This is a genomic window from Variovorax sp. AC194 (genome assembly GCF_979257995.1).
In genome coordinates this window covers 2,711,828-2,728,826 of sequence record NZ_OZ409823.1, presented here as the reverse complement: position 1 = coordinate 2,728,826, position 16,999 = coordinate 2,711,828, and the positions used below count along the sequence as shown (strand labels likewise).

The window sequence follows — 16,999 nt, the reverse complement described above, 5'->3', positions numbered from 1 at the left end:
CGCTTCGGGCGGCGTGCCTTGTAAAGCCAAAGCACGCTTTTTGTCCCACGCGCAGCGGCCCGTGACACCGCACAGGCAGGCGCGGCAGGCTCCTACACGAAGCGAACAGCCGTTTTGATGATGATGAACCATCACTCCTCGAAAGGGCACATCATGAAGACACGTCTCTGGATCGCTGCAGCCGCAGCCACTTCGGTCATGACGATTGCGGGCTGCGCAAGCGGCCCCAACCAGAACCTCGGTACTGGCGTCGGCGCCGTCGGCGGTGCGCTGGTGGGCAATGCCATCGGCGGCAACACCGCCAGCACGGTGGGTGGTGCGGCCATCGGCGGCATCATCGGCAACCAGGTCGGCCGCAACGCCGACGAGCGGAACTACAACCGCCAGCGCTACCCGCAAGGCAGCGGCTACTACCCCGGCAACGGCCCGAACTACTGATCGGCCGGCTGCATAAAAAAAAGCGCGCCATCGGCGCGCTTTTTTCATGGGCAAGTCGAACGTTGAACGGCCTCAGGCCTGCGCGGCAGCGCGCGCCTTCTCTGCCTTCGACGCACGCCACGCACCGAAGATCGCCAGCAGCCCCGGCACGAAGATCAGCGCCCAGATGATCTTGTCCAGGTGCTGCCGCACGAACGGCAGGTTGCCGAAGAAGTAGCCCGCCGTCGCGATGCCCAGCACCCAGATCAGCGCACCCACCACGTTGTACATCGTGAACTTCGCGCGGCTCATTTCGGCCACGCCCGCCACGAAGGGCGCGAAGGTGCGGATGAAGGGCATGAAGCGCGCGAGGATGATGGTGATGCCGCCATAGCGCTCGTAGAAGCCATGGGCCTGGTCGAAGGCCTTGCGGTTGAAGAAGCGCGAGTTCTCCCACTGGAAGACCTTCGGCCCGAAGTAGCGGCCGATCGAGTAGTTGCACTGGTCCCCGAGGATGGCCGCGGCGATCAGGATGCCGCAGGCCAGCGGAAAGTTCATGAGTCCCGCGCCGCACAGCGCACCGACGATGAAGAGCAGCGAATCGCCCGGCAGGAACGGCATCACCACCGCGCCGGTCTCCACGAACACGATCAGGAAGAGCAGCGCATAGACCCAGGGGCCGTAGGCAATGACGAAGGCCTCGAGATGCTTGTCGACGTGAAGGATGAAGTCGATGAGATAACTGATGATTTCCATGGCCGCGGATTATCCTTGCTGACGTTCTGTGCCCTTTTCGAATTCCCCCATGATTCACATACGCGAAGCCCTCGATGCGGACTGGCCGGCCCTCTGGGCCGTGCTCGAGCCGACCTTCCGCCGCGGCGACACCTACACCTTCGCCACCGACGTGACAGAAGACGAGGCGCGCCATGCGTGGACGAAAGTGCCCACCGCCACCTTCATTGCATGCGACGAACATGGCACGGTGCTCGGCACCTACGTCATCAAGCCCAACCAGCCCGGCCAGGGCGCACATGTGAGCAACTGCGGCTACGTGGTGTCCGAGGCCGCGCGCGGCCTGGGCGTGGCCTCTGCACTGTGCGAACACTCGCAGCAGCAGGCGCTGCGCATGGGCTTTCTGGCGATGCAGTTCAACTTCGTCGTGTCCACCAACGAGCGCGCGGTGCGGCTCTGGCAACGGATGGGCTTCGCCATCGTCGGCACGCTGCCCGGCGCGTTCAGGCATCCGCGGCATGGCTTCGTGGATGCCTTTGTCATGTACAAGCAGTTGCAATAAGCACCGTCCCACGTTCACGGAACCGTGTGACCGTTTTCCCGGCCCAGTCCCTGATCCCCGGTTGAATGCCCCGAACTTCGTCACACTTCTAAAATGCTCCGGTGAGCGCACTCCCCTCCTCCATCCCCCCGTCCCCCCGCCGCCCGATCCGCGAGCTCCCCGATGAGCTGATCAGCCAGATCGCCGCTGGCGAGGTGGTCGAGCGGCCGGCCTCGGTGGTGCGCGAGTTGCTCGACAACGCGCTGGACGCCGGCGCGAGCCAGGTCACGGTGCGGCTCGCCTCAGGGGGCGTGCGGCTGATCTCGGTGGAAGACGACGGCCTGGGCATTCCGCGCGAAGAACTCACGGTGGCCTTGCGCCGCCATGCGACCAGCAAGATCGCGAGCCTGGACGACCTGGAAACGGTCGGCACCATGGGCTTTCGCGGCGAGGCGCTCGCGGCCATCAATGCGATTGCCGAACTCAGCATCCTCTCCCGCTTCACCGGCGCCGACAGCGCCTTCGCGCTCGACGGGCGCACTGGCGAACTGCGCCCGGTGGCGCGCTCGGTCGGCACGACCGTCGAGGTGCGCGAGCTTTTCTTCGCGACGCCCGCGCGCCGCAAATTTCTCAAGACCGATGCCACCGAACTGGCCCATTGCATCGAGGCCGTGCGCCGCCATGCACTGGCGCGGCCGGAGGTCGGCTTTTCGGTCTGGCACGACGGCAAGCTGGTCGAGCAATGGCGCGCCGCCGATGCACGCGAGCAGCGGCTGGCCGATGCGCTGAGCGACGACTTCGTGGCCAACAGCGTGGCCGTCGAGCGCCTGGGCGGCGTGGTGCGCGTGGTCGGCCGCGCCGGCATCCCCGATGCGGCGCGCTCGCGCGGCGACCAGCAGTTTTTCTATGTCAACGGCCGCTTCGTGCGCGACAAGGTGCTCTCGCACGCGGTGCGCAGCGCCTACGAGGACGTGCTGCACGGCCAGCGCCAGCCGATCTACGCGCTGTACCTGGAGATCGATCCGTCGCGGGTCGACGTGAACGTGCACCCGACCAAGATCGAGGTGCGCTTTCGCGATGGCCGCGAAGTGCACCAGGCGGTGCGCCACGCCATCGAGGACGCGCTGGCCGCGCCGCGCGCCGGCGATGCCGTGGCGCCCGCCGGCGCGCCGCAGCCCTTCTTCAAGGAAACCGCGCTGCCCGAGAGTGCGAGCTGGTCGCAGCCGGCCATGAATTTCGTGGCACGGGAGCGCGGCGCCGGCGATTTCGAGGCCATGTGGCCGCGCCGCGCCGACGAGCTCGGGCACGCGCCCGATGCCACGCCCTCGCACTGGCCTCCGACGAGTGCGGCGGGCGCGGCGCCGATGGCCTTCCGGGCCCCCGTGGGACTGCCGGCGAGCCCCGAAGGCGATGCGGATGCCGCCGCCACCAACGAGGAGGCGTGGCCCCTGGGCCGTGCGCTGGCCCAGTTGCAGGGCATCTACATCCTGGCCGAGAACACCCAGGGCCTGGTGGTGGTCGACATGCATGCGGCGCACGAACGCATCGTCTACGAGCGGCTCAAGACGCAGCTGGACGGCGCCGCCATCACCAGCCAGCCGCTGCTGATCCCGGCCACCTTCGCGGCCACGCCGCAGGAAGTGGCCACGGCCGAGGCCTGCGCCGAGGTGCTGCCCACGCTGGGGCTGGAAATCACCGCCTTCTCGGCACGCACGCTCGCGGTGCGCGCCGTGCCCGGCACGCTGGCCGACGGCGACCCGGTCGAACTGGCGCGCAGCGTCCTGGCCGAGCTGGGCCAGCACGACGCCAGCACCGTGGTGCAGCGCGCACAGAACGAATTGCTCTCCACCATGGCCTGCCACGGCGCCGTGCGGGCCAACCGCAAGCTCACCATCGACGAGATGAACGCACTGTTACGCCAGATGGAAGCGACCGAGCGTTCGGACCAGTGCAACCACGGCCGGCCGACCTGGCGGCAGCTGTCGATCCGCGAGCTCGACACGCTGTTCATGCGCGGCAGGTAGCCGAATCGGCGGCTTTTTCAGGGTTTTCGAGGGTTTTGGCGGGTCATCCGTTGAGCGGGCACGCACGTTGCATGGTCTCAGCAAAGCGCCGTTGAGCGCTGTTTCGGGGAGTTACCAGGGCGCAACGCCGGCGCGTCGTGGTGAAAGTGGATGAAACTTTCGGCCGGCATCGCTGTCCCTCAACCCCATGATGAAACGCTGGACCCTCCTCGCGTCTGTCCTCTCGCTTTGCGCCCTGCTCGCCGCCGGGTGCTCCACGCTCGACGAGCAACAGCGCGAATGGATCTTCCAACCCAGCGACCGCAGCTGGGGCAACACCGCCACCATGACCGAAGGGATGCAGGACGTCTGGATCGATTTCCAGTCCTCCATCAGCGGCGAGCCCGCGCGCCTGCACGGCCTGTGGCTGGGCGGCGCGCCCGAGACCACCGACACCCCCGTGCTGCTGTACCTGCACGGCGCTCGCTACAACGTGGCCGGCTCGGCACCGCGCATCCAGCGCATGCACGAGCTGGGCTTCTCGGTGCTGGCCATCGACTACCGCGGCTTCGGCAAGAGCTCCAAGGGCCTGCCCTCGGAGGAATCGGCCCGCGAGGACGCCCGCGCCGCCTGGACCTGGCTGGCCGCGCGCCATCCCAAGCAGCACCGCTACATCTTCGGCCACTCGCTGGGCGGCGCCATCGGCATCGACCTGGCGGCGCATGTGAACGACGAGAGCGGCACGATCGTGGAGAGCACCTTCAGCTCCATCGCCGACGTGGTCAGCAGCTTCAAGTGGGGCTGGCTGCCGCTGGGGCCCTTCATCACGCAGCGCTTCGAGGCCATCAACACCGTCAAGGACATCGGCGCGCCGCTCCTGGTGGTGCATGGCACGGCCGACAGCCTGATCAACCCCACGCTGGGCCGCAAGCTCTACGACGCGGCCACGGTGCCCAAGCTCTTCGTGCTGGTCGAGGGCGGCTCGCACCACAACACCAATTCGGTGGGCGAGACGCAGTACCGCGCGGCGCTCACGCAGCTGTTCCGCATGAAGCCCGACAGCATGATGGCGCGCAGCCAGCCCAAGCTGTCACCGCCCGCGCTGAAGCTGCCGCCCGTGCCCGCCATGGCGCCGCAGGACGTGCGCGGCGAGGCGCGCGCGAGCAGCGTGCCCGCGGCGATCTAGCTGTTTCACGACGCGCGTCGCGAAGGCGCGGTCAAAAAAACCATCCGTTCGGGCTGAGCCTGTCGAAGCCTTGCGCGGCGCTTCGACAAGCTCAGCGTGACCGGTTCTGCTTCTTGCAGCTCGAGCGCAATACAGCGCTCGTACACATCAAGCCAGGTTGAAAGGCAACTGCCGCAAGGGCTTGCCCGTCAGCTGCGCAATGGCATTCGCGAACGCAGGAGCCAGCGGCGGCAGCCCCGGCTCCCCCATCCCCTTGGGCGCATCGGCACTGGGCACGATGTGGATGTCGAACTCCGGTACCTGCGTGATGCGCGCCACCGTGAAGTCGCCGAAGTTGCCCTGCTGCACGACGCCGTCCTTCAGCGTGATCGCGCTGCCGGAAAGACACGTCGACAGCCCCATCACCGCCGCGCCCTGCACCTGCGCTTCCACGCTGCGCGGGTTGACGGCGAGGTTGCAGTGCACGCCGCTGGTCACACGGTGCAGCACCGGCTGGCCATCCTTGACCGAGGCTTCCACCACATAAGCCACCACCGACTCGAAGGACTCATGCACCGCCACGCCCCAGGCGCGGCCGTCCGCCAGCTTCTTCTTGCCGTAGCCGCTCTTGTCCACGGCCAGCTGCAGCGCGGCGCGATGGCGCGGGTGCTTGTCGCCGAAGAGCTGCATGCGGTAGGCGACCGGGTCCTGCTTCGTGCTGCGGGCGATCTCGTCGATCAGCGTCTCCATCACGAAGGCGGTGTGGGTGGAGCCCACGCTGCGCCACCACAGCACCGGCACGTTGACCTGAGGGTGGTGCACCGTCAGGCGCATGGGCACCGGATACGGATCGCGCATGCCCTCCACCGCCGTGGCGTCGATGCCGTCCTTGACCATCATGCCGGCGAACACCGTGCCCGCGGTGATGGACTGGCCCACGATGACGTGGTCCCACGCGAGGATCTTGCCGCGCTCGTCGAAGCCGATGTGCGCGCGGTGCAGGTGCATGGGCCGGTAGTAACCGCCCTTGATGTCGTCCTCGCGGCTCCACAAGAGACGCACGGGGGCATCCAGGCCCGCGGTGCGCGCGGCCTTGGCGATCTCGCAGGCCTCGACCACGAAGTCGCTCGAGCCCACGAAGCGCCGGCCGAAGCCGCCGCCCGCCATCTGCACGTTCACCTTCACCTGCGCGGGATCGAGCTTCAACGTGCGCGCCGCGGCCTGGCCGTCGAGGTCGGCGCTCTGAGTGCCGACCCACAGTTCGGCGCGGCCGTCCGACAGCTTCACGGTGCAGTTCAGCGGCTCCATCGGCGCATGGGCCAGGTACGGGAACACGAACTCGGCCTCCAGCTTGCGGGGCGCATTGGCCAGCGGTGCCATGTCGGCGTCGAACTTGCGGTTGCCGGGACGGCCGGCGAGCTCGCGGTACTGGGCCAGCTGCTTGTCGCTGTCGACCTTTTCCGCAGCGGCCGTGTTCCATTCCAGCTTCAGCGCATCGCGGCCCAGCTTGGCCGGCCAGTAGCCATCGGCCACCACGGCCACGCCTTCGGCGCCGCGGTCCAGTGGAATGCGCAGCACGGCCTTCACGCCCTTGACGGCGCGCGCCGCGCTGTCGTCCACCGAGCTCAAGCGCGCGCCGAACACCGGCGGATGCGCCACCACCGCCGTGAGCTGCCCCGGCTGGCGCACATCGATGCCGAAGTCCTGGTGCCCGCTGCTCTTGGCGCGCTGATCGAGGCGCGTGGTCGCGCGGCCGATGATGCGGAAGTTCTTCGGGTCCTTGAGCACGACCTTCTCGGGCACCGGCAGCGCCATGGCCGCTTCGGCCAGTTCGCCGTAGCCTGCCTTGCGGCCGCCCGGGCCGATCACCGTGCCGGCCTGCGTGCGCAGCGTGGCCACGTCGACCTTCCAGCGCGCCGCCGCGGCCGACAGCAGCATGGACCGGGCGCGCGCGCCCAGCTCGCGGTACTGCGTGTAGCTGTTCTTGATCGAGTTGGAGCCGCCGGTCAGGTGCATGCCGAAGAGCGGGTCGGCGTAGGCGGCATCGTTGGTGCCGCTGCGGCTGCGCACCAGCGCCCAGTCGGCGTCCAGCTCCTCGGCCAGGATCATCGGCAGGCCGGTCTGCACGCCCTGGCCGAATTCGAGGCGGTTGATGGTCACCATGACTTCGCCGTTCGGCGCGATCTGCACGAAGGCCGAGGGCTGCTGCGTCGGCTTCAAGCCGACGGCCGCAGGGGCCACGCCATCGGCCTGCGCCATGGCGAGGTGGGGAAAGGCGCCGAGCACGAGGCCGCTGGCGCCGGCCATCTTCAGGAAGCTGCGGCGGGGCAGCGTGGCGGCCTCGTCGGTCGCGGGTCGGGCCATCAGGCGCTGCAGCGCGCGCGGCAGTTCGTTGTAGTCGATGTGGGGCAGCATGTCGGCTCCTTCAGGCGAGGGTCTTGGCCGCATCGGCCACGGCGGCGCGAATGCGCACGTAAGTGCCACATCGGCAGATGTTGCCGGCCATGGCCGAGTCGATCTCCTCCACGTTGGGCTGCTTGCCCTTGGGCAGCGATTGGAGGAACGCGGTCGCGCTCATGATCTGGCCGCTCTGGCAGTAGCCGCACTGCGCGACGTCGTGCTTGACCCATGCGGCATGCACGGCCGCGCCGACGCGGTCGCTGCCATTGGTGGCGGCTTCGATGGTGGTGATCTTCTTGCCCTCGGCGGCGGAGATCGGCGTGATGCACGAACGGATCGCCTGGCCATCCAGGTGCACGGTGCAGGCGCCGCACAGCGCGGCGCCGCAACCGAACTTGGTGCCGGTCATGCCCAGCGTGTCGCGCAGGGCCCAGAGGATGGGGGTGCCGGGATCGGCATCGACCGTGTGGTCACGGCCATTGACGTGGAGCGTGCTCATGTTCTTTTTCTCCGTGGGTGGTGGTTGTGGGTTGGGTGGAATCCGTTTACTTGGCGCCGTCGAGCAGCCACTGCGCGAGCGCCTGCAGGTCGGCATCGGGCACCTGGGCCTGCGGCGGCATCGGCATCGCGCCCCACTTGCCCGAGCTGCCGGCCTTGATGCTCGCGGCAAGCTGGGCGGCCGTGCCCTTGCCGTCGCCGTACTTCGCGCCGATGTCTTTCCACGACGGGCCCACCACCTTGGTGGCCGGCTGGTGGCATGCGACGCATGAATACTTCTGCGCGAGCGCCAGGCTCGCGTGGGCATGCTGCGGCCACATGGCGCCCGCGCCGAGGCCCAGAGCGATCGCGATGGACGCGGTGAACGCGGTGATGGAGGCGGTCTTTTCTGTTTTCATCGTGGAATCGTGGAATCGTGGGAAGAGGAGATTTGTCGGAATCAACGGATGGCCCTCGGCGCATGACACCCCATGCACGCCGGCACATCGCGGGCCAGTGTCGGGCGAAGACCCTTCGGCCGTTTGCCCAATCCGCGCGTGTTCTTGCCTGAAACAACGAGACTGCGCCGTCAACGCGTGGCACACGAAATGCGCGAGCTAGACTTTTTCCCTGGCGTCATTCGAAAGGATTCAGATGGAAGTGGCAGAGCCGGCGAAGCAAGAGGCATCGGGCGTTCCAGGCGTTCTGGGCGACCTGGCGCATGCGGTCGCACGCATCGCGCAGAGCGACGGCGACTACCTCACCGCCATTCCCGAACTCTCCGTGCACCGCCGCAGCGCGACGACGGAGCCCATGCACTGCCTCTACGGTTTCGGCGTCGGCATCACCGTGAGCGGGCAGAAGCGCGTGGCGCTCGGCGAGGAGGTGTTCGACTATTCGGCGGGCCAGTCGCTCTTGACGACGGCCGACCTGCCCGTGGTGACGCACATCACCCGGGCCAGCGCCGCGCAGCCCTTCATGGGCCTCATGCTTCGGCTCGACCCGCGCGCCATCGTGCAGGCCGCCGCCGACATGGCCCTGCCGCAGCCGACCCGGGACTGCAGCTACCGCGCCATGTCGCTCGGCGATCTGGACCCGACGCTGCTCGGCGCGGTGACGCGGCTCGTCGCGCTGCTGGACGAACCCCGGCTGATGCCGCAACTCGCGCCGCTGCTGCAGCGCGAGATCCTCGTGCGGCTGCTGGCCGGGCGCCACGGCCCGCAGCTGCAGCGCCTCGTGGCGGTCGGCTCGCCGAGCCAGCAGGTGGTGCAGAGCATGGCCTGGCTCAAGATGAATTTCACCCGGCCCGTGCTCGCGGACGACCTGGCCGCCTCCGTGCACATGAGCCCTTCGACCTTCAGGCAGCACTTTCGCGCCGTGGCGGGCATGAGCCCGATGCAGTACCTGAAGCAACTGCGCCTGCAGGAAGCGCGGCAGCTGATGCTCAACCAGGGTATCGACGCCGGCACCGCGGGCGTGCGCGTGGGCTACGAGAGCGCCTCGCAGTTCAGCCGCGAATACGCGCGCCTGTTCGGCGCGCCACCGCTGCGCGACATCCGGCGGATGCGCGAAACGACCTGAGCCACCGGGGCCATCCGCGCCCTCCCCGCCGAGCGGCACGCGCCATTTGCTACCCTCGGCGAACCATGTCTCCCAGTTCCGCACCGGCCGCCGAGGCCGCTCCTTCGGCAATGTCTGCCGCTGCGCTTTCCGTTCCGCCGCGCTACGTCGCGCTCGCCGGCCCCACCGCCTCCGGCAAGACCGCAGCCGCATTGGCCCTCGCACGGCTGCAGCCGGTGGAAATCATCTCGGTCGATTCCGCATTGGTCTACCGCGGCATGGACATCGGCACGGCCAAGCCCACGGCGGCCGAGCAAGCGGCCGTGCCGCACCACCTCATCGACATCCTCGATGCGCGCGAAAGCTACAGCGCCGCCGCCTTCGTGGCCGATGCGACGCGGCTCATCGACGAGATCCGCGCACGCGGCGCGCTGCCGCTGCTGGTGGGCGGCACGATGCTGTATTTCAAGGCGCTGTTCGACGGCATCGACGCAATGCCCGCGGCCGATGCCGCGGTGCGCGCGCGCATCGACGCAGAAGCTGCCGAGCGGGGATGGCCCGCGATGCATGCGCGGCTCGCCGAAGTCGATCCGGTCACCGCCGCGCGCCTCGCGCCGCAAGACAGCCAGCGCATCCAGCGCGCGCTCGAGGTGTGGGAGTGCAGCGGCCAGCCGCTCTCGAGCTTTCATGCGAGCGATAACAAAACCGCCAAGGCCGTGGACGGCGGCGTGCTCTTCTCGCTTGAACCGAGCGACCGCGCGTGGTTGCATGCCCGCATCGCCGATCGCTTCGACGCGATGCTCGCAAACGGTTTTCTCAACGAGGTGAAGGCACTGCGCGCGCGCGGCGACCTCTCGACCGACCTGCCTTCGATGCGCTGCGTCGGCTACCGGCAGGCGTGGGAAATGCTCGATGCCTGCGGCACGTCCGCGTCCGACGCCAAGGCCATGGATGACCTGCGCGAACGCGGCATCGCCGCCACGCGCCAGCTCGCCAAGCGACAGATCACCTGGCTGCGCAGCATGCCGCAGCGCACCGTGATCGCGTGCGACGCGCCCGGCGCGGTGCAGACCGCCGTCCAACTGATCGCCAAGACCACCCTTACCAATTCGCCCGGATGACGCTGCGCATTACCAACCTCGGCAAGCACTACGGTGAATCGCCCGTCTTCGAAAACGTGACGCTGGAGGTCCAGCCGGGCGAGTTCGTCGCCATCGTGGGCGAATCGGGCGTCGGCAAGTCGACGCTGCTCAACTGCATGGCCGGCCTGGACAGCTGGGACCAGGGCACGGTGACGCACGACGGCACCGACATCGGCGCGCTCGACGGCGAGGCCTGCGCGCTCTGGCGGCGCAGGCATGTCGGCTTCGTGTTCCAGGCCTTCCACGTGCTGCCGCACCTGGACGTGGCGCAGAACGTGTCGCTGCCGCTCATGCTCCTGGGCCAGAAGAAGGACGACGGCCGCGTCGCGCACATGCTCGATGCGGTCGGCCTGCCCGGCATGGGCGCCCGGCTGCCGCAGACGCTCTCGGGCGGCCAGCTGCAGCGCGTGGCGATCGCGCGTGCGCTGGTGCATCGGCCCGCGCTGCTGCTCGCCGACGAGCCCACGGGCAACCTCGACCCGACGACGGCCGCGAAGGTGATGGAACTCCTGATCGGCCAGACGCGCGAGCACGGCGCCTCGCTCGTGCTGGTGACGCACTCCGAGAGCGCCGCCGCCCGTGCGGACCGCCTGCTGCACCTGACGGCAGGCGGGATTCGCGCCTGAAACGAAACTGCGTTCGATCTTCCAAACCCATTCGATCTTCCAAACCCGTTCGGGCTGAGCTTGTCGAAGCCTCGCGCGGCGCTTCGACAGGCTCAGCGTGAACGGCTCTGTCCCGTCGAACGCGACCCGTATGAAATTTACGCGAGCAGCGCCGCGAAGCGCGACAGGTCGACGTTGCCGCCGCTGATCACGATGCCCACGCGCTTTCCGGCGATGGCCTGGCCGGCAGCGATGGCGCCCGCGAACGCGAGGCACCCCGTCGGTTCCACCACCATCTTCATGCGCTCGGCGAAGAAGCGCATCGCCTCCACGAGCTGGTCGTCGGTCACGGTGAAGATGTCGTCCACGTCGCGCTGGATGATGCCGAACGTGTACTGGCCCAGGTGCTGCGTCTGTGCACCGTCGGCGATGGTCTTGGGCGTTTCGATGTGCACGATCTTCCCCGTGCGAAACGACTGCTGCCCGTCGTTGCCTGCCTCGGGCTCCACGCCGTAGACCTTGCAATCGGGCGAGAGCGCCCGCGCCGACAGCGCCGAGCCCGAGAGCAGCCCGCCGCCGCCCAGGCACACGAACAGGTGATCGAGCGGCCCCGTCTCCTCGATGAGCTCCTTCACCGCCGTGCCCTGGCCCGAGAGCACGTCGGGGTGGTCGTAGGGCGGAATCATCGTCATGCCGCGCTCCTGCGCGAGCTTCTTCGTCAGCGCCTCGCGGTCTTCGGTGAAGCGGTCGTACATCACCACTTCGGCGCCGTAGCCCTTGGTGGCCGCGACCTTGGCGGCAGGCGCGTCCTTGGGCATGACGATCACGGCCGGCATCGACAGGAGGCGCGCCGACAGCGCGATGGCCTGCGCATGGTTGCCGGACGAGAAAGCGATCACGCCGCCCTTGCGCTGCGCCGCATCGAACCTGGAAAGCGCGTTGAATGCGCCGCGAAACTTGAACGCGCCCATGCGCTGGAAGTTCTCGCACTTGAAGAAGAACTGCGCGCCCCACCGTTCGTTGGCGGTGGTCGATTGCAGCACCGGCGTGCGGTGGGCATGGCCTTCGAGCCGCGCGGCCGCGGCGGTGACGTCGTCGTAGGTAGGGAGTTGCATGGGTCGAGCTTAGCGAAGGCTTACGTTCTTTTGCAGACTCCGTCGGTAAAAACCCGGGATACGCAACGGCCCGGATCTCCGTACTCTGTATACAGAGTTCAAAGAAAGCCGCACCATGCCCGCCCAGCTCGTCAGCATCGAAGTCGCGCCCGACCTCGTCGACCAGGTCTACCGCGCCCTGCTCGGCGCCATCAGCAGCGGCTCACTGGCGCCGGGCGAGCGCATCACGCAGGAAGACATCGCGCAGCGCCTCTCGGTGTCGCGCCAGCCCGTGTTGCAGGCGCTGCGCCTCCTGAAGAAAGACGGCTTCGTGCACGACGCGCCCGGCCGCGGCGTGCTGGTGGCGCCGCTCGATGCCGAGGGCATGCGCCACATCTACCAGGTGCGCGGCGTGCTCGACGTGCTGGCCGCGCGGCTGGCGGCGCAGCAGCGTTTTCGCATCGACGCGAAGCTCATCGAGCGCGGCCGCCGCGCCGCGCGCGGGCGCAATGTCGAAGCCATGATCGATGCCGACGTGGCCTTTCACCGCGCGATCTACGACGCCTCGGGCAACCCGCTGATCGGCCAGAGCGCCGATCCGCACTGGCGGCACCTTCGCCGCGCGATGGGCGCGGTGCTGCAGGCCGAGCCCCAGCGCGAATCGCTCTGGGACGAGCACGAAGCCATCGCCAACGCCATCGCCGCGGGCAACGCGGACCGCGCCGCGCGCCTGAGCGAAGAGCACGTCGCGCAGGCCAGCGAGGCACTGGCCCGGCGCCTGACGGAGCAGCAGGCCCGCAACGCACCCACCCACACCCTCCCCCACAAAGCCCACAAAGGAGACAAGGCATGAAGCTGACCCCCGAGCAACGCGCGCAGTTCGAGCGCGACGGCTACCTGTTCTTCCCCGGCCATTTCTCGCCCGAAGAAACCAGGGCGCTGACCGATGCGGTGCCCGATCTCTACAGCAAGCGCGAGGCCTTCAACGTGCGCGAGAAGGGCTCGGACGCCGTGCGCACGAACTTCGCCGCGCACCTGATCAGCGAGCCCTTCGCCAGGCTCGCGCGCCATCCGCGCATGGTCGGCCCGGTGATGGACCTCTTCGAGGAAGAGGTCTACATGCACCAGTTCAAGATCAACGGAAAGATGGCCTTCGAAGGCCAGGTGTGGCAGTGGCACCAGGACTACGGCACCTGGCTCAACGACGACCTGATGCCCACCGAGCGCGCGATGAACGTCGCGATTTTTCTGGACGACGTGAACGAGCACAACGGACCGCTGATGTTCATACCGGGCAGCCACCGCAGGGGCGTGGTCGATGCGAAACATGACCTCACCACCACGAGCTACCCGCTCTGGACGGTGGACAACGACCTGATCGCGCAGCTGGTGGACCGCGCGGGCGGCAAGGAGGGCGGCATCGTCTCGCCCAAGGGCCCGGCCGGTTCGATGATCCTTTTCCACAGCTGCCTCGTGCACGCCTCGGGCAGCAACCTCTCGCCCTTCAACCGCGTGGCGGTGTACCTGAGCCTGTGCGCGGTCAGCAACCACATCCGCCGCCACAAGCGGCCCGAGTACATCGCGCACAGAAACTTCACGCCCATCGAGATGCTGCCCGACGACTGCCTCCTGAAGCCCTACCCGGTCGATGTGCCCTGGAAGCACGGCCTGCCCGAGAGCGCGCTGCAGACTTCGCTCGACGTGCGCGACACCGCGGAGGCCTGACCCCATGAGCCTCTACAACCGCCTGCAGCAGCGCGCCGCCGAAGGCCGCCCCATCCGCATCGGCCTGATCGGCGCCGGCAAGTTCGGCGCGATGTACCTCGCGCAGATCCCGCGCACGCCCGGCGTGCAGCTCGTCGCGATCGCCGACCTGTCGCCCGATGCGGCGCGCGTGAACCTCGCGCGCGTCGGCTGGAAGCCCGAGCGCAGCGCCGCGGGCTCGGTGCAGGAAGCGCTGAAGACCGGCGCCACCTGGATCACCGACGACTGGCAGGCCGTGACGCGCGAGCCGTCGATCGACATCGTGGTCGAGTGCACCGGCAACCCGGTCGCCGCCGTGGACCATTGCCTGGATGCCTTCGCGCACGGCAAGCACGTGGTCAACGTGACGGTGGAGGCCGATGCCTTCTGCGGCCCGCTGCTCGCGCACAAGGCGCAGCAGGCCGGCGTGGTCTATTCGCTGGCCTTCGGCGACCAGCCCGCGCTCATCTGCGACCTGGTGGACTGGGCGCGAACCTGCGGCTTTCCGGTGGTGGCGGCCGGGCGCGGCCACAAGTGGCTGCCGCACTTCACCGAATCGACGCCCGAGACCGTGTGGGGCAACTACGGCCTCACGCCCGAGCAGGCGTTGCGCGGCGGGCTCAACCCGAAGATGTTCAACAGCTTTCTCGATGGCTCCAAGCCGTCGATCGAAAGTTCGGCGGTGGCCAACGCCACCGGCCTCACCGTGCCGTCGGACGGCCTCCTCTACCCGCCCGCGAGCGTGGAAGACATTCCCTTCGTCACCCGCCCGCGCAGCGAAGGCGGCGTGCTCGAGCGCAAGGGCATGGTCGAGGTGATCTCCTCGCTCGAAGCCGATGGCCGAAAGATTCCCTACGACATCCGCATGGGCGTGTGGGTCACCGTCGAGGCCGAGACCGACTACATCAAGAACTGCTTCGAGGAATACAACGCCCACACCGACCCGAGCGGGCGCTACTTCACGCTCTACAAACGCTGGCACCTCATCGGCCTGGAGGTCGGCATGTCGGTCGCGAGCGTGGCGCTGCGCGGCGAGGCGACCGGCGTGGCCACCTGCTGGAACGCCGACGTGGTCGCCACCGCCAAGCGCGACCTCGCGGCGGGCGAAATGCTCGACGGCGAAGGCGGCTACACCGTGTGGGGCAAGCTGCTGCCGGCCGAGCGGTCGCTGCGCCTGGGCGGCCTGCCGCTGGGCCTGGCGCACAACGTCAAGCTCGTGCGGCCGGTGAAGAAGGGCCAGAGCCTCGGCTGGGCCGACGTGGCGATCGACACCTCCACGGCCGCCTATCGCCTGCGCCACGAGATGGAAAGCATGTTCTCCGCCTCCGTCGACGAGAAGGCAGCCTAAAGGCGTACCAGACGAAAGACGTAGGTAGCGCAACCGTTGCGCCAAACGGCAATCGCGTAAAAAATAATCTGCGCGGCACGGACCTTCCGTGTCGAAATGACCGGCTGCGGACCGTCATTGTGGTGAGCGATCTTGCTCAGCAAGCTTTTCCTTCACGGAGAGACACCATGCAGTACATGTTGATGTTCTATCAGCCCGCGGCCGAATTCGAACAGCGCGACGACGCGTCGTCACAGGCCTATCGGTCCAGCTGGATCGCGTATGCCGACGCGGTGCGCCAGTCGGGCGTCGCGCTCGGCGGCCACGGCCTCTTCCCGCCCATGACCGGCACCACGCTGCGCATCCGCGGCGACAAGCGCCAGGTGCAGGACGGCCCCTTTGCCGACACCAAGGAGCAGCTGGGCGGCTACTTCGTGGTCGACGTGCCCGACCTGGACGCCGCGCTCGAATGGGCGGCGCGCGCGCCCTGCGCCGCCAGCGGGGGCGTGGAGGTACGGCCGGTCTTCATGGCCACAGCTGCCACCGCGGCCACAGCGTGAACGCCCCGGCGGCTCATCAAGCCGCCGACAAGGCGGCGCGCGAGTCGTACGGCCGGCTGCTGGCGATTTTGTCGGCGCGCACGCACGACATCGCCGCTTCCGAAGACGCGCTCGCCGACGCCTTCGCGCGCGCGCTCGAACGCTGGCCCGCCGACGGCATTCCCGCGCAGCCCGACGCGTGGCTCCTGAGCGTGGCGCGGCACCGCAAGCTCGACGCCTGGCGCCACACCCGCGTGCAGGACCAGGCCACGCAGACCCTGCTGCTGCTCGCAGGCAAAATGGACGAAGCCAATGCCGAGGGCACCGCCGTGCCCGACGAGCGGCTGCGCCTGCTCTTCGTCTGCGCGCACCCGGCCATCGACGCAGCCGCCCGCGCGCCGCTCATGCTGCAGACCGTGCTCGGCCTCGACGCGGCGCGCATGGCCGGCGCCTTTCTCTCCGCGCCCTCCACGCTGGGCCAGCGCCTCGTGCGGGCGAAGGCGCGCATCCGCGCGGCGGGCATTCCCTTCGAATATCCGCAAGCGCGCGACCTGCCGCAGCGGCTGCAGGACGTGCTTGACGGCATCTACGCCGCCTACGGCACCGGCTGGGACGATGTCGACGGCGCTGATGCGCTGCCGCGCGGCCTCACGGCCGAAGCCATCGACCTGGGCCGCATCCTCTGCCACCTGATGCCCAGCGAGCCCGAACCGCTGGGCCTGCGCGCGCTGATGCTCTTCTGCGAAAGCCGCGCCGCCGCCCGGCGCAGCGACACCGGTGCCTACGTGCCGCTCGACCAGCAGGACACCTTGCGCTGGGACCCCGACCTGCTCGCGGAGGCCGAGCGGTGCCTGCGCCTGGCATCGGAGATGAAGTCCCTCGGCGCCTACCAGCTGGAGGCCGCCATCCAGTCGGCCCATTGCGAGCGCCGCGTGGGCGCGCCGGTGGCGCCCGAGGTGCTGGTGTCTTTGTATGAAGGCCTCTTGGCCTTGCGGCCCAGCATCGGCGCGCAGGTCAGCCGCGCCTGTGCGCTGGCGAATGCGCGCGGGCCGGAGATCGGGCTGCGCGCGCTCGAAGCGATTCCCTCGGATGAGGTGGCGAGCTACCAGCCGTTCTGGGCCGCGCGCGCGCATCTGCTTGCGGCCGGCGGCGCGCGTGCCGCGGCGCGGCAGGCCTACGACCGCGCGATCGGGCTCAGTGCGAATGCGGCGGTGCGGGCGTATCTCAACGGAATGTCGCAGCGGCTCTGAG

At 68.6% G+C, this 16,999-nt stretch carries 17 protein-coding genes; 12 read left to right on the top strand and 5 right to left on the bottom strand.

The window, feature by feature from the left end:
* The first annotated feature begins 153 nt into the window (after positions 1-153).
* Positions 154-438 (top strand): glycine zipper domain-containing protein, encoded by a 285-nt coding sequence (locus ACZYRS_RS13040; RefSeq protein ID WP_198784754.1) that lies wholly within the window; start codon positions 154-156, stop codon positions 436-438.
* 72 nt (positions 439-510) lie between these two features.
* On the opposite strand, the gene ACZYRS_RS13035 is transcribed toward ACZYRS_RS13040, so the two are convergent.
* Complete coding sequence (locus ACZYRS_RS13035) at positions 511-1,173, bottom strand: DedA family protein (protein ID WP_198784755.1); 663 nt, start codon at positions 1,171-1,173, stop codon at positions 511-513.
* A 49-nt stretch (positions 1,174-1,222) separates the two neighbouring features.
* On the opposite strand from ACZYRS_RS13035, the gene ACZYRS_RS13030 reads away from it, so the two are divergent.
* The 3 genes from ACZYRS_RS13030 to ACZYRS_RS13020 all read left to right on the top strand — a co-directional run bounded on the left by ACZYRS_RS13030 (position 1,223) and on the right by ACZYRS_RS13020 (position 4,882).
* Positions 1,223-1,714: an N-acetyltransferase family protein gene (locus ACZYRS_RS13030; RefSeq protein ID WP_463419606.1), complete on the top strand. Its 492-nt coding sequence runs from the start codon at positions 1,223-1,225 to the stop codon at positions 1,712-1,714.
* A 101-nt stretch (positions 1,715-1,815) separates the two neighbouring features.
* The gene (gene mutL, locus ACZYRS_RS13025) at positions 1,816-3,717 is read left to right on the top strand and encodes a DNA mismatch repair endonuclease MutL (protein ID WP_463419605.1); all 1,902 of its coding nucleotides are present in this window, start codon (positions 1,816-1,818) and stop codon (positions 3,715-3,717) included.
* A 187-nt stretch (positions 3,718-3,904) separates the two neighbouring features.
* Complete coding sequence (locus ACZYRS_RS13020) at positions 3,905-4,882, top strand: alpha/beta hydrolase (protein ID WP_463419604.1); 978 nt, start codon at positions 3,905-3,907, stop codon at positions 4,880-4,882.
* A gap of 147 nt (positions 4,883-5,029) precedes the next feature.
* Here ACZYRS_RS13020 and ACZYRS_RS13015 read toward each other — a convergent pair whose 3' ends face one another.
* From ACZYRS_RS13015 to ACZYRS_RS13005, 3 genes are read right to left on the bottom strand one after another with little or no spacing between them, the layout of a single operon-like run.
* On the bottom strand, positions 5,030-7,276 hold the full coding sequence (locus ACZYRS_RS13015; RefSeq protein ID WP_463419603.1) for a xanthine dehydrogenase family protein molybdopterin-binding subunit: 2,247 nt from the start codon (positions 7,274-7,276) through the stop codon (positions 5,030-5,032).
* Between the two features lie 10 nt (positions 7,277-7,286).
* Complete coding sequence (locus ACZYRS_RS13010; protein ID WP_463419602.1) at positions 7,287-7,760, bottom strand: (2Fe-2S)-binding protein; 474 nt, start codon at positions 7,758-7,760, stop codon at positions 7,287-7,289.
* 46 nt (positions 7,761-7,806) lie between these two features.
* Positions 7,807-8,157, bottom strand: a complete 351-nt coding sequence (locus tag ACZYRS_RS13005) for a c-type cytochrome (protein ID WP_198784761.1) — start codon at positions 8,155-8,157, stop codon at positions 7,807-7,809.
* Positions 8,158-8,392: 235 nt separating this feature from the next.
* On the opposite strand from ACZYRS_RS13005, the gene ACZYRS_RS13000 reads away from it, so the two are divergent.
* The 3 genes from ACZYRS_RS13000 (at position 8,393) to ACZYRS_RS12990 (ending at position 11,066) form a co-directional block, all read left to right on the top strand.
* Positions 8,393-9,319, top strand: coding sequence for an AraC family transcriptional regulator (locus ACZYRS_RS13000; RefSeq protein WP_463419601.1), 927 nt, complete (start codon positions 8,393-8,395; stop codon positions 9,317-9,319).
* A gap of 65 nt (positions 9,320-9,384) precedes the next feature.
* The gene (miaA, locus tag ACZYRS_RS12995) at positions 9,385-10,419 is read left to right on the top strand and encodes a tRNA (adenosine(37)-N6)-dimethylallyltransferase MiaA (RefSeq protein ID WP_463419600.1); all 1,035 of its coding nucleotides are present in this window, start codon (positions 9,385-9,387) and stop codon (positions 10,417-10,419) included.
* Positions 10,416-11,066, top strand: a complete 651-nt coding sequence (locus tag ACZYRS_RS12990) for an ABC transporter ATP-binding protein (protein WP_463419599.1) — start codon at positions 10,416-10,418, stop codon at positions 11,064-11,066. Before miaA ends, ACZYRS_RS12990 begins: the two co-directional genes overlap by 4 nt.
* 137 nt (positions 11,067-11,203) lie before the next feature.
* On the opposite strand, the gene ACZYRS_RS12985 is transcribed toward ACZYRS_RS12990, so the two are convergent.
* The gene (locus ACZYRS_RS12985; protein ID WP_463419598.1) at positions 11,204-12,160 is read right to left on the bottom strand and encodes a threo-3-hydroxy-L-aspartate ammonia-lyase; all 957 of its coding nucleotides are present in this window, start codon (positions 12,158-12,160) and stop codon (positions 11,204-11,206) included.
* A gap of 115 nt (positions 12,161-12,275) precedes the next feature.
* On the opposite strand from ACZYRS_RS12985, the gene ACZYRS_RS12980 reads away from it, so the two are divergent.
* The 5 genes from ACZYRS_RS12980 to ACZYRS_RS12960 all read left to right on the top strand — a co-directional run bounded on the left by ACZYRS_RS12980 (position 12,276) and on the right by ACZYRS_RS12960 (position 16,998).
* Positions 12,276-12,992, top strand: a complete 717-nt coding sequence (locus ACZYRS_RS12980; RefSeq protein ID WP_463419597.1) for a GntR family transcriptional regulator — start codon at positions 12,276-12,278, stop codon at positions 12,990-12,992.
* A complete protein-coding gene (locus ACZYRS_RS12975; RefSeq protein ID WP_463419596.1) occupies positions 12,989-13,864 on the top strand; it encodes a phytanoyl-CoA dioxygenase family protein in 876 nt (291 codons plus the stop codon). The genes ACZYRS_RS12980 and ACZYRS_RS12975 overlap by 4 nt, the downstream gene beginning before the upstream one ends.
* Before the next feature lie 4 nt (positions 13,865-13,868).
* Positions 13,869-15,230: an NAD(P)H-dependent oxidoreductase gene (locus ACZYRS_RS12970; protein WP_463419595.1), complete on the top strand. Its 1,362-nt coding sequence runs from the start codon at positions 13,869-13,871 to the stop codon at positions 15,228-15,230.
* Positions 15,231-15,397: 167 nt separating this feature from the next.
* A complete protein-coding gene (locus tag ACZYRS_RS12965) occupies positions 15,398-15,769 on the top strand; it encodes a YciI family protein (RefSeq protein WP_198784768.1) in 372 nt (123 codons plus the stop codon).
* Positions 15,766-16,998 carry an RNA polymerase sigma factor gene (locus ACZYRS_RS12960; protein ID WP_463419594.1) on the top strand — a complete coding sequence of 411 codons (1,233 nt, stop codon included), beginning with the start codon at positions 15,766-15,768 and terminating at the stop codon, positions 16,996-16,998. The genes ACZYRS_RS12965 and ACZYRS_RS12960 overlap by 4 nt, the downstream gene beginning before the upstream one ends.
* Position 16,999: the final 1 nt, after the last annotated feature.

Excerpts from the sequence above, each read along its gene's own strand:
- ACZYRS_RS13035 (WP_198784755.1), bottom strand. The coding sequence starts at position 1,173 with ATGGAAATCATCAGTTATCTCATCGACTTCATCCTTCACGTCGACAAG.
- ACZYRS_RS12965 (WP_198784768.1), top strand. The coding sequence starts at position 15,398 with ATGCAGTACATGTTGATGTTCTATCAGCCCGCGGCCGAATTCGAACAG.
- ACZYRS_RS12990 (WP_463419599.1), top strand. The coding sequence starts at position 10,416 with ATGACGCTGCGCATTACCAACCTCGGCAAGCACTACGGTGAATCGCCC.
- ACZYRS_RS13030 (WP_463419606.1), top strand. The coding sequence starts at position 1,223 with ATGATTCACATACGCGAAGCCCTCGATGCGGACTGGCCGGCCCTCTGG.
- ACZYRS_RS13040 (WP_198784754.1), top strand. The coding sequence starts at position 154 with ATGAAGACACGTCTCTGGATCGCTGCAGCCGCAGCCACTTCGGTCATG.
- ACZYRS_RS13000 (WP_463419601.1), top strand. The coding sequence starts at position 8,393 with ATGGAAGTGGCAGAGCCGGCGAAGCAAGAGGCATCGGGCGTTCCAGGC.
- miaA (WP_463419600.1), top strand. The coding sequence starts at position 9,385 with ATGTCTCCCAGTTCCGCACCGGCCGCCGAGGCCGCTCCTTCGGCAATG.
- ACZYRS_RS13015 (WP_463419603.1), bottom strand. The coding sequence starts at position 7,276 with ATGCTGCCCCACATCGACTACAACGAACTGCCGCGCGCGCTGCAGCGC.
- ACZYRS_RS13010 (WP_463419602.1), bottom strand. The coding sequence starts at position 7,760 with ATGAGCACGCTCCACGTCAATGGCCGTGACCACACGGTCGATGCCGAT.
- ACZYRS_RS13005 (WP_198784761.1), bottom strand. The coding sequence starts at position 8,157 with ATGAAAACAGAAAAGACCGCCTCCATCACCGCGTTCACCGCGTCCATC.
- ACZYRS_RS12975 (WP_463419596.1), top strand. The coding sequence starts at position 12,989 with ATGAAGCTGACCCCCGAGCAACGCGCGCAGTTCGAGCGCGACGGCTAC.
- ACZYRS_RS13020 (WP_463419604.1), top strand. The coding sequence starts at position 3,905 with ATGATGAAACGCTGGACCCTCCTCGCGTCTGTCCTCTCGCTTTGCGCC.
- ACZYRS_RS12970 (WP_463419595.1), top strand. The coding sequence starts at position 13,869 with ATGAGCCTCTACAACCGCCTGCAGCAGCGCGCCGCCGAAGGCCGCCCC.
- ACZYRS_RS12980 (WP_463419597.1), top strand. The coding sequence starts at position 12,276 with ATGCCCGCCCAGCTCGTCAGCATCGAAGTCGCGCCCGACCTCGTCGAC.
- ACZYRS_RS12985 (WP_463419598.1), bottom strand. The coding sequence starts at position 12,160 with ATGCAACTCCCTACCTACGACGACGTCACCGCCGCGGCCGCGCGGCTC.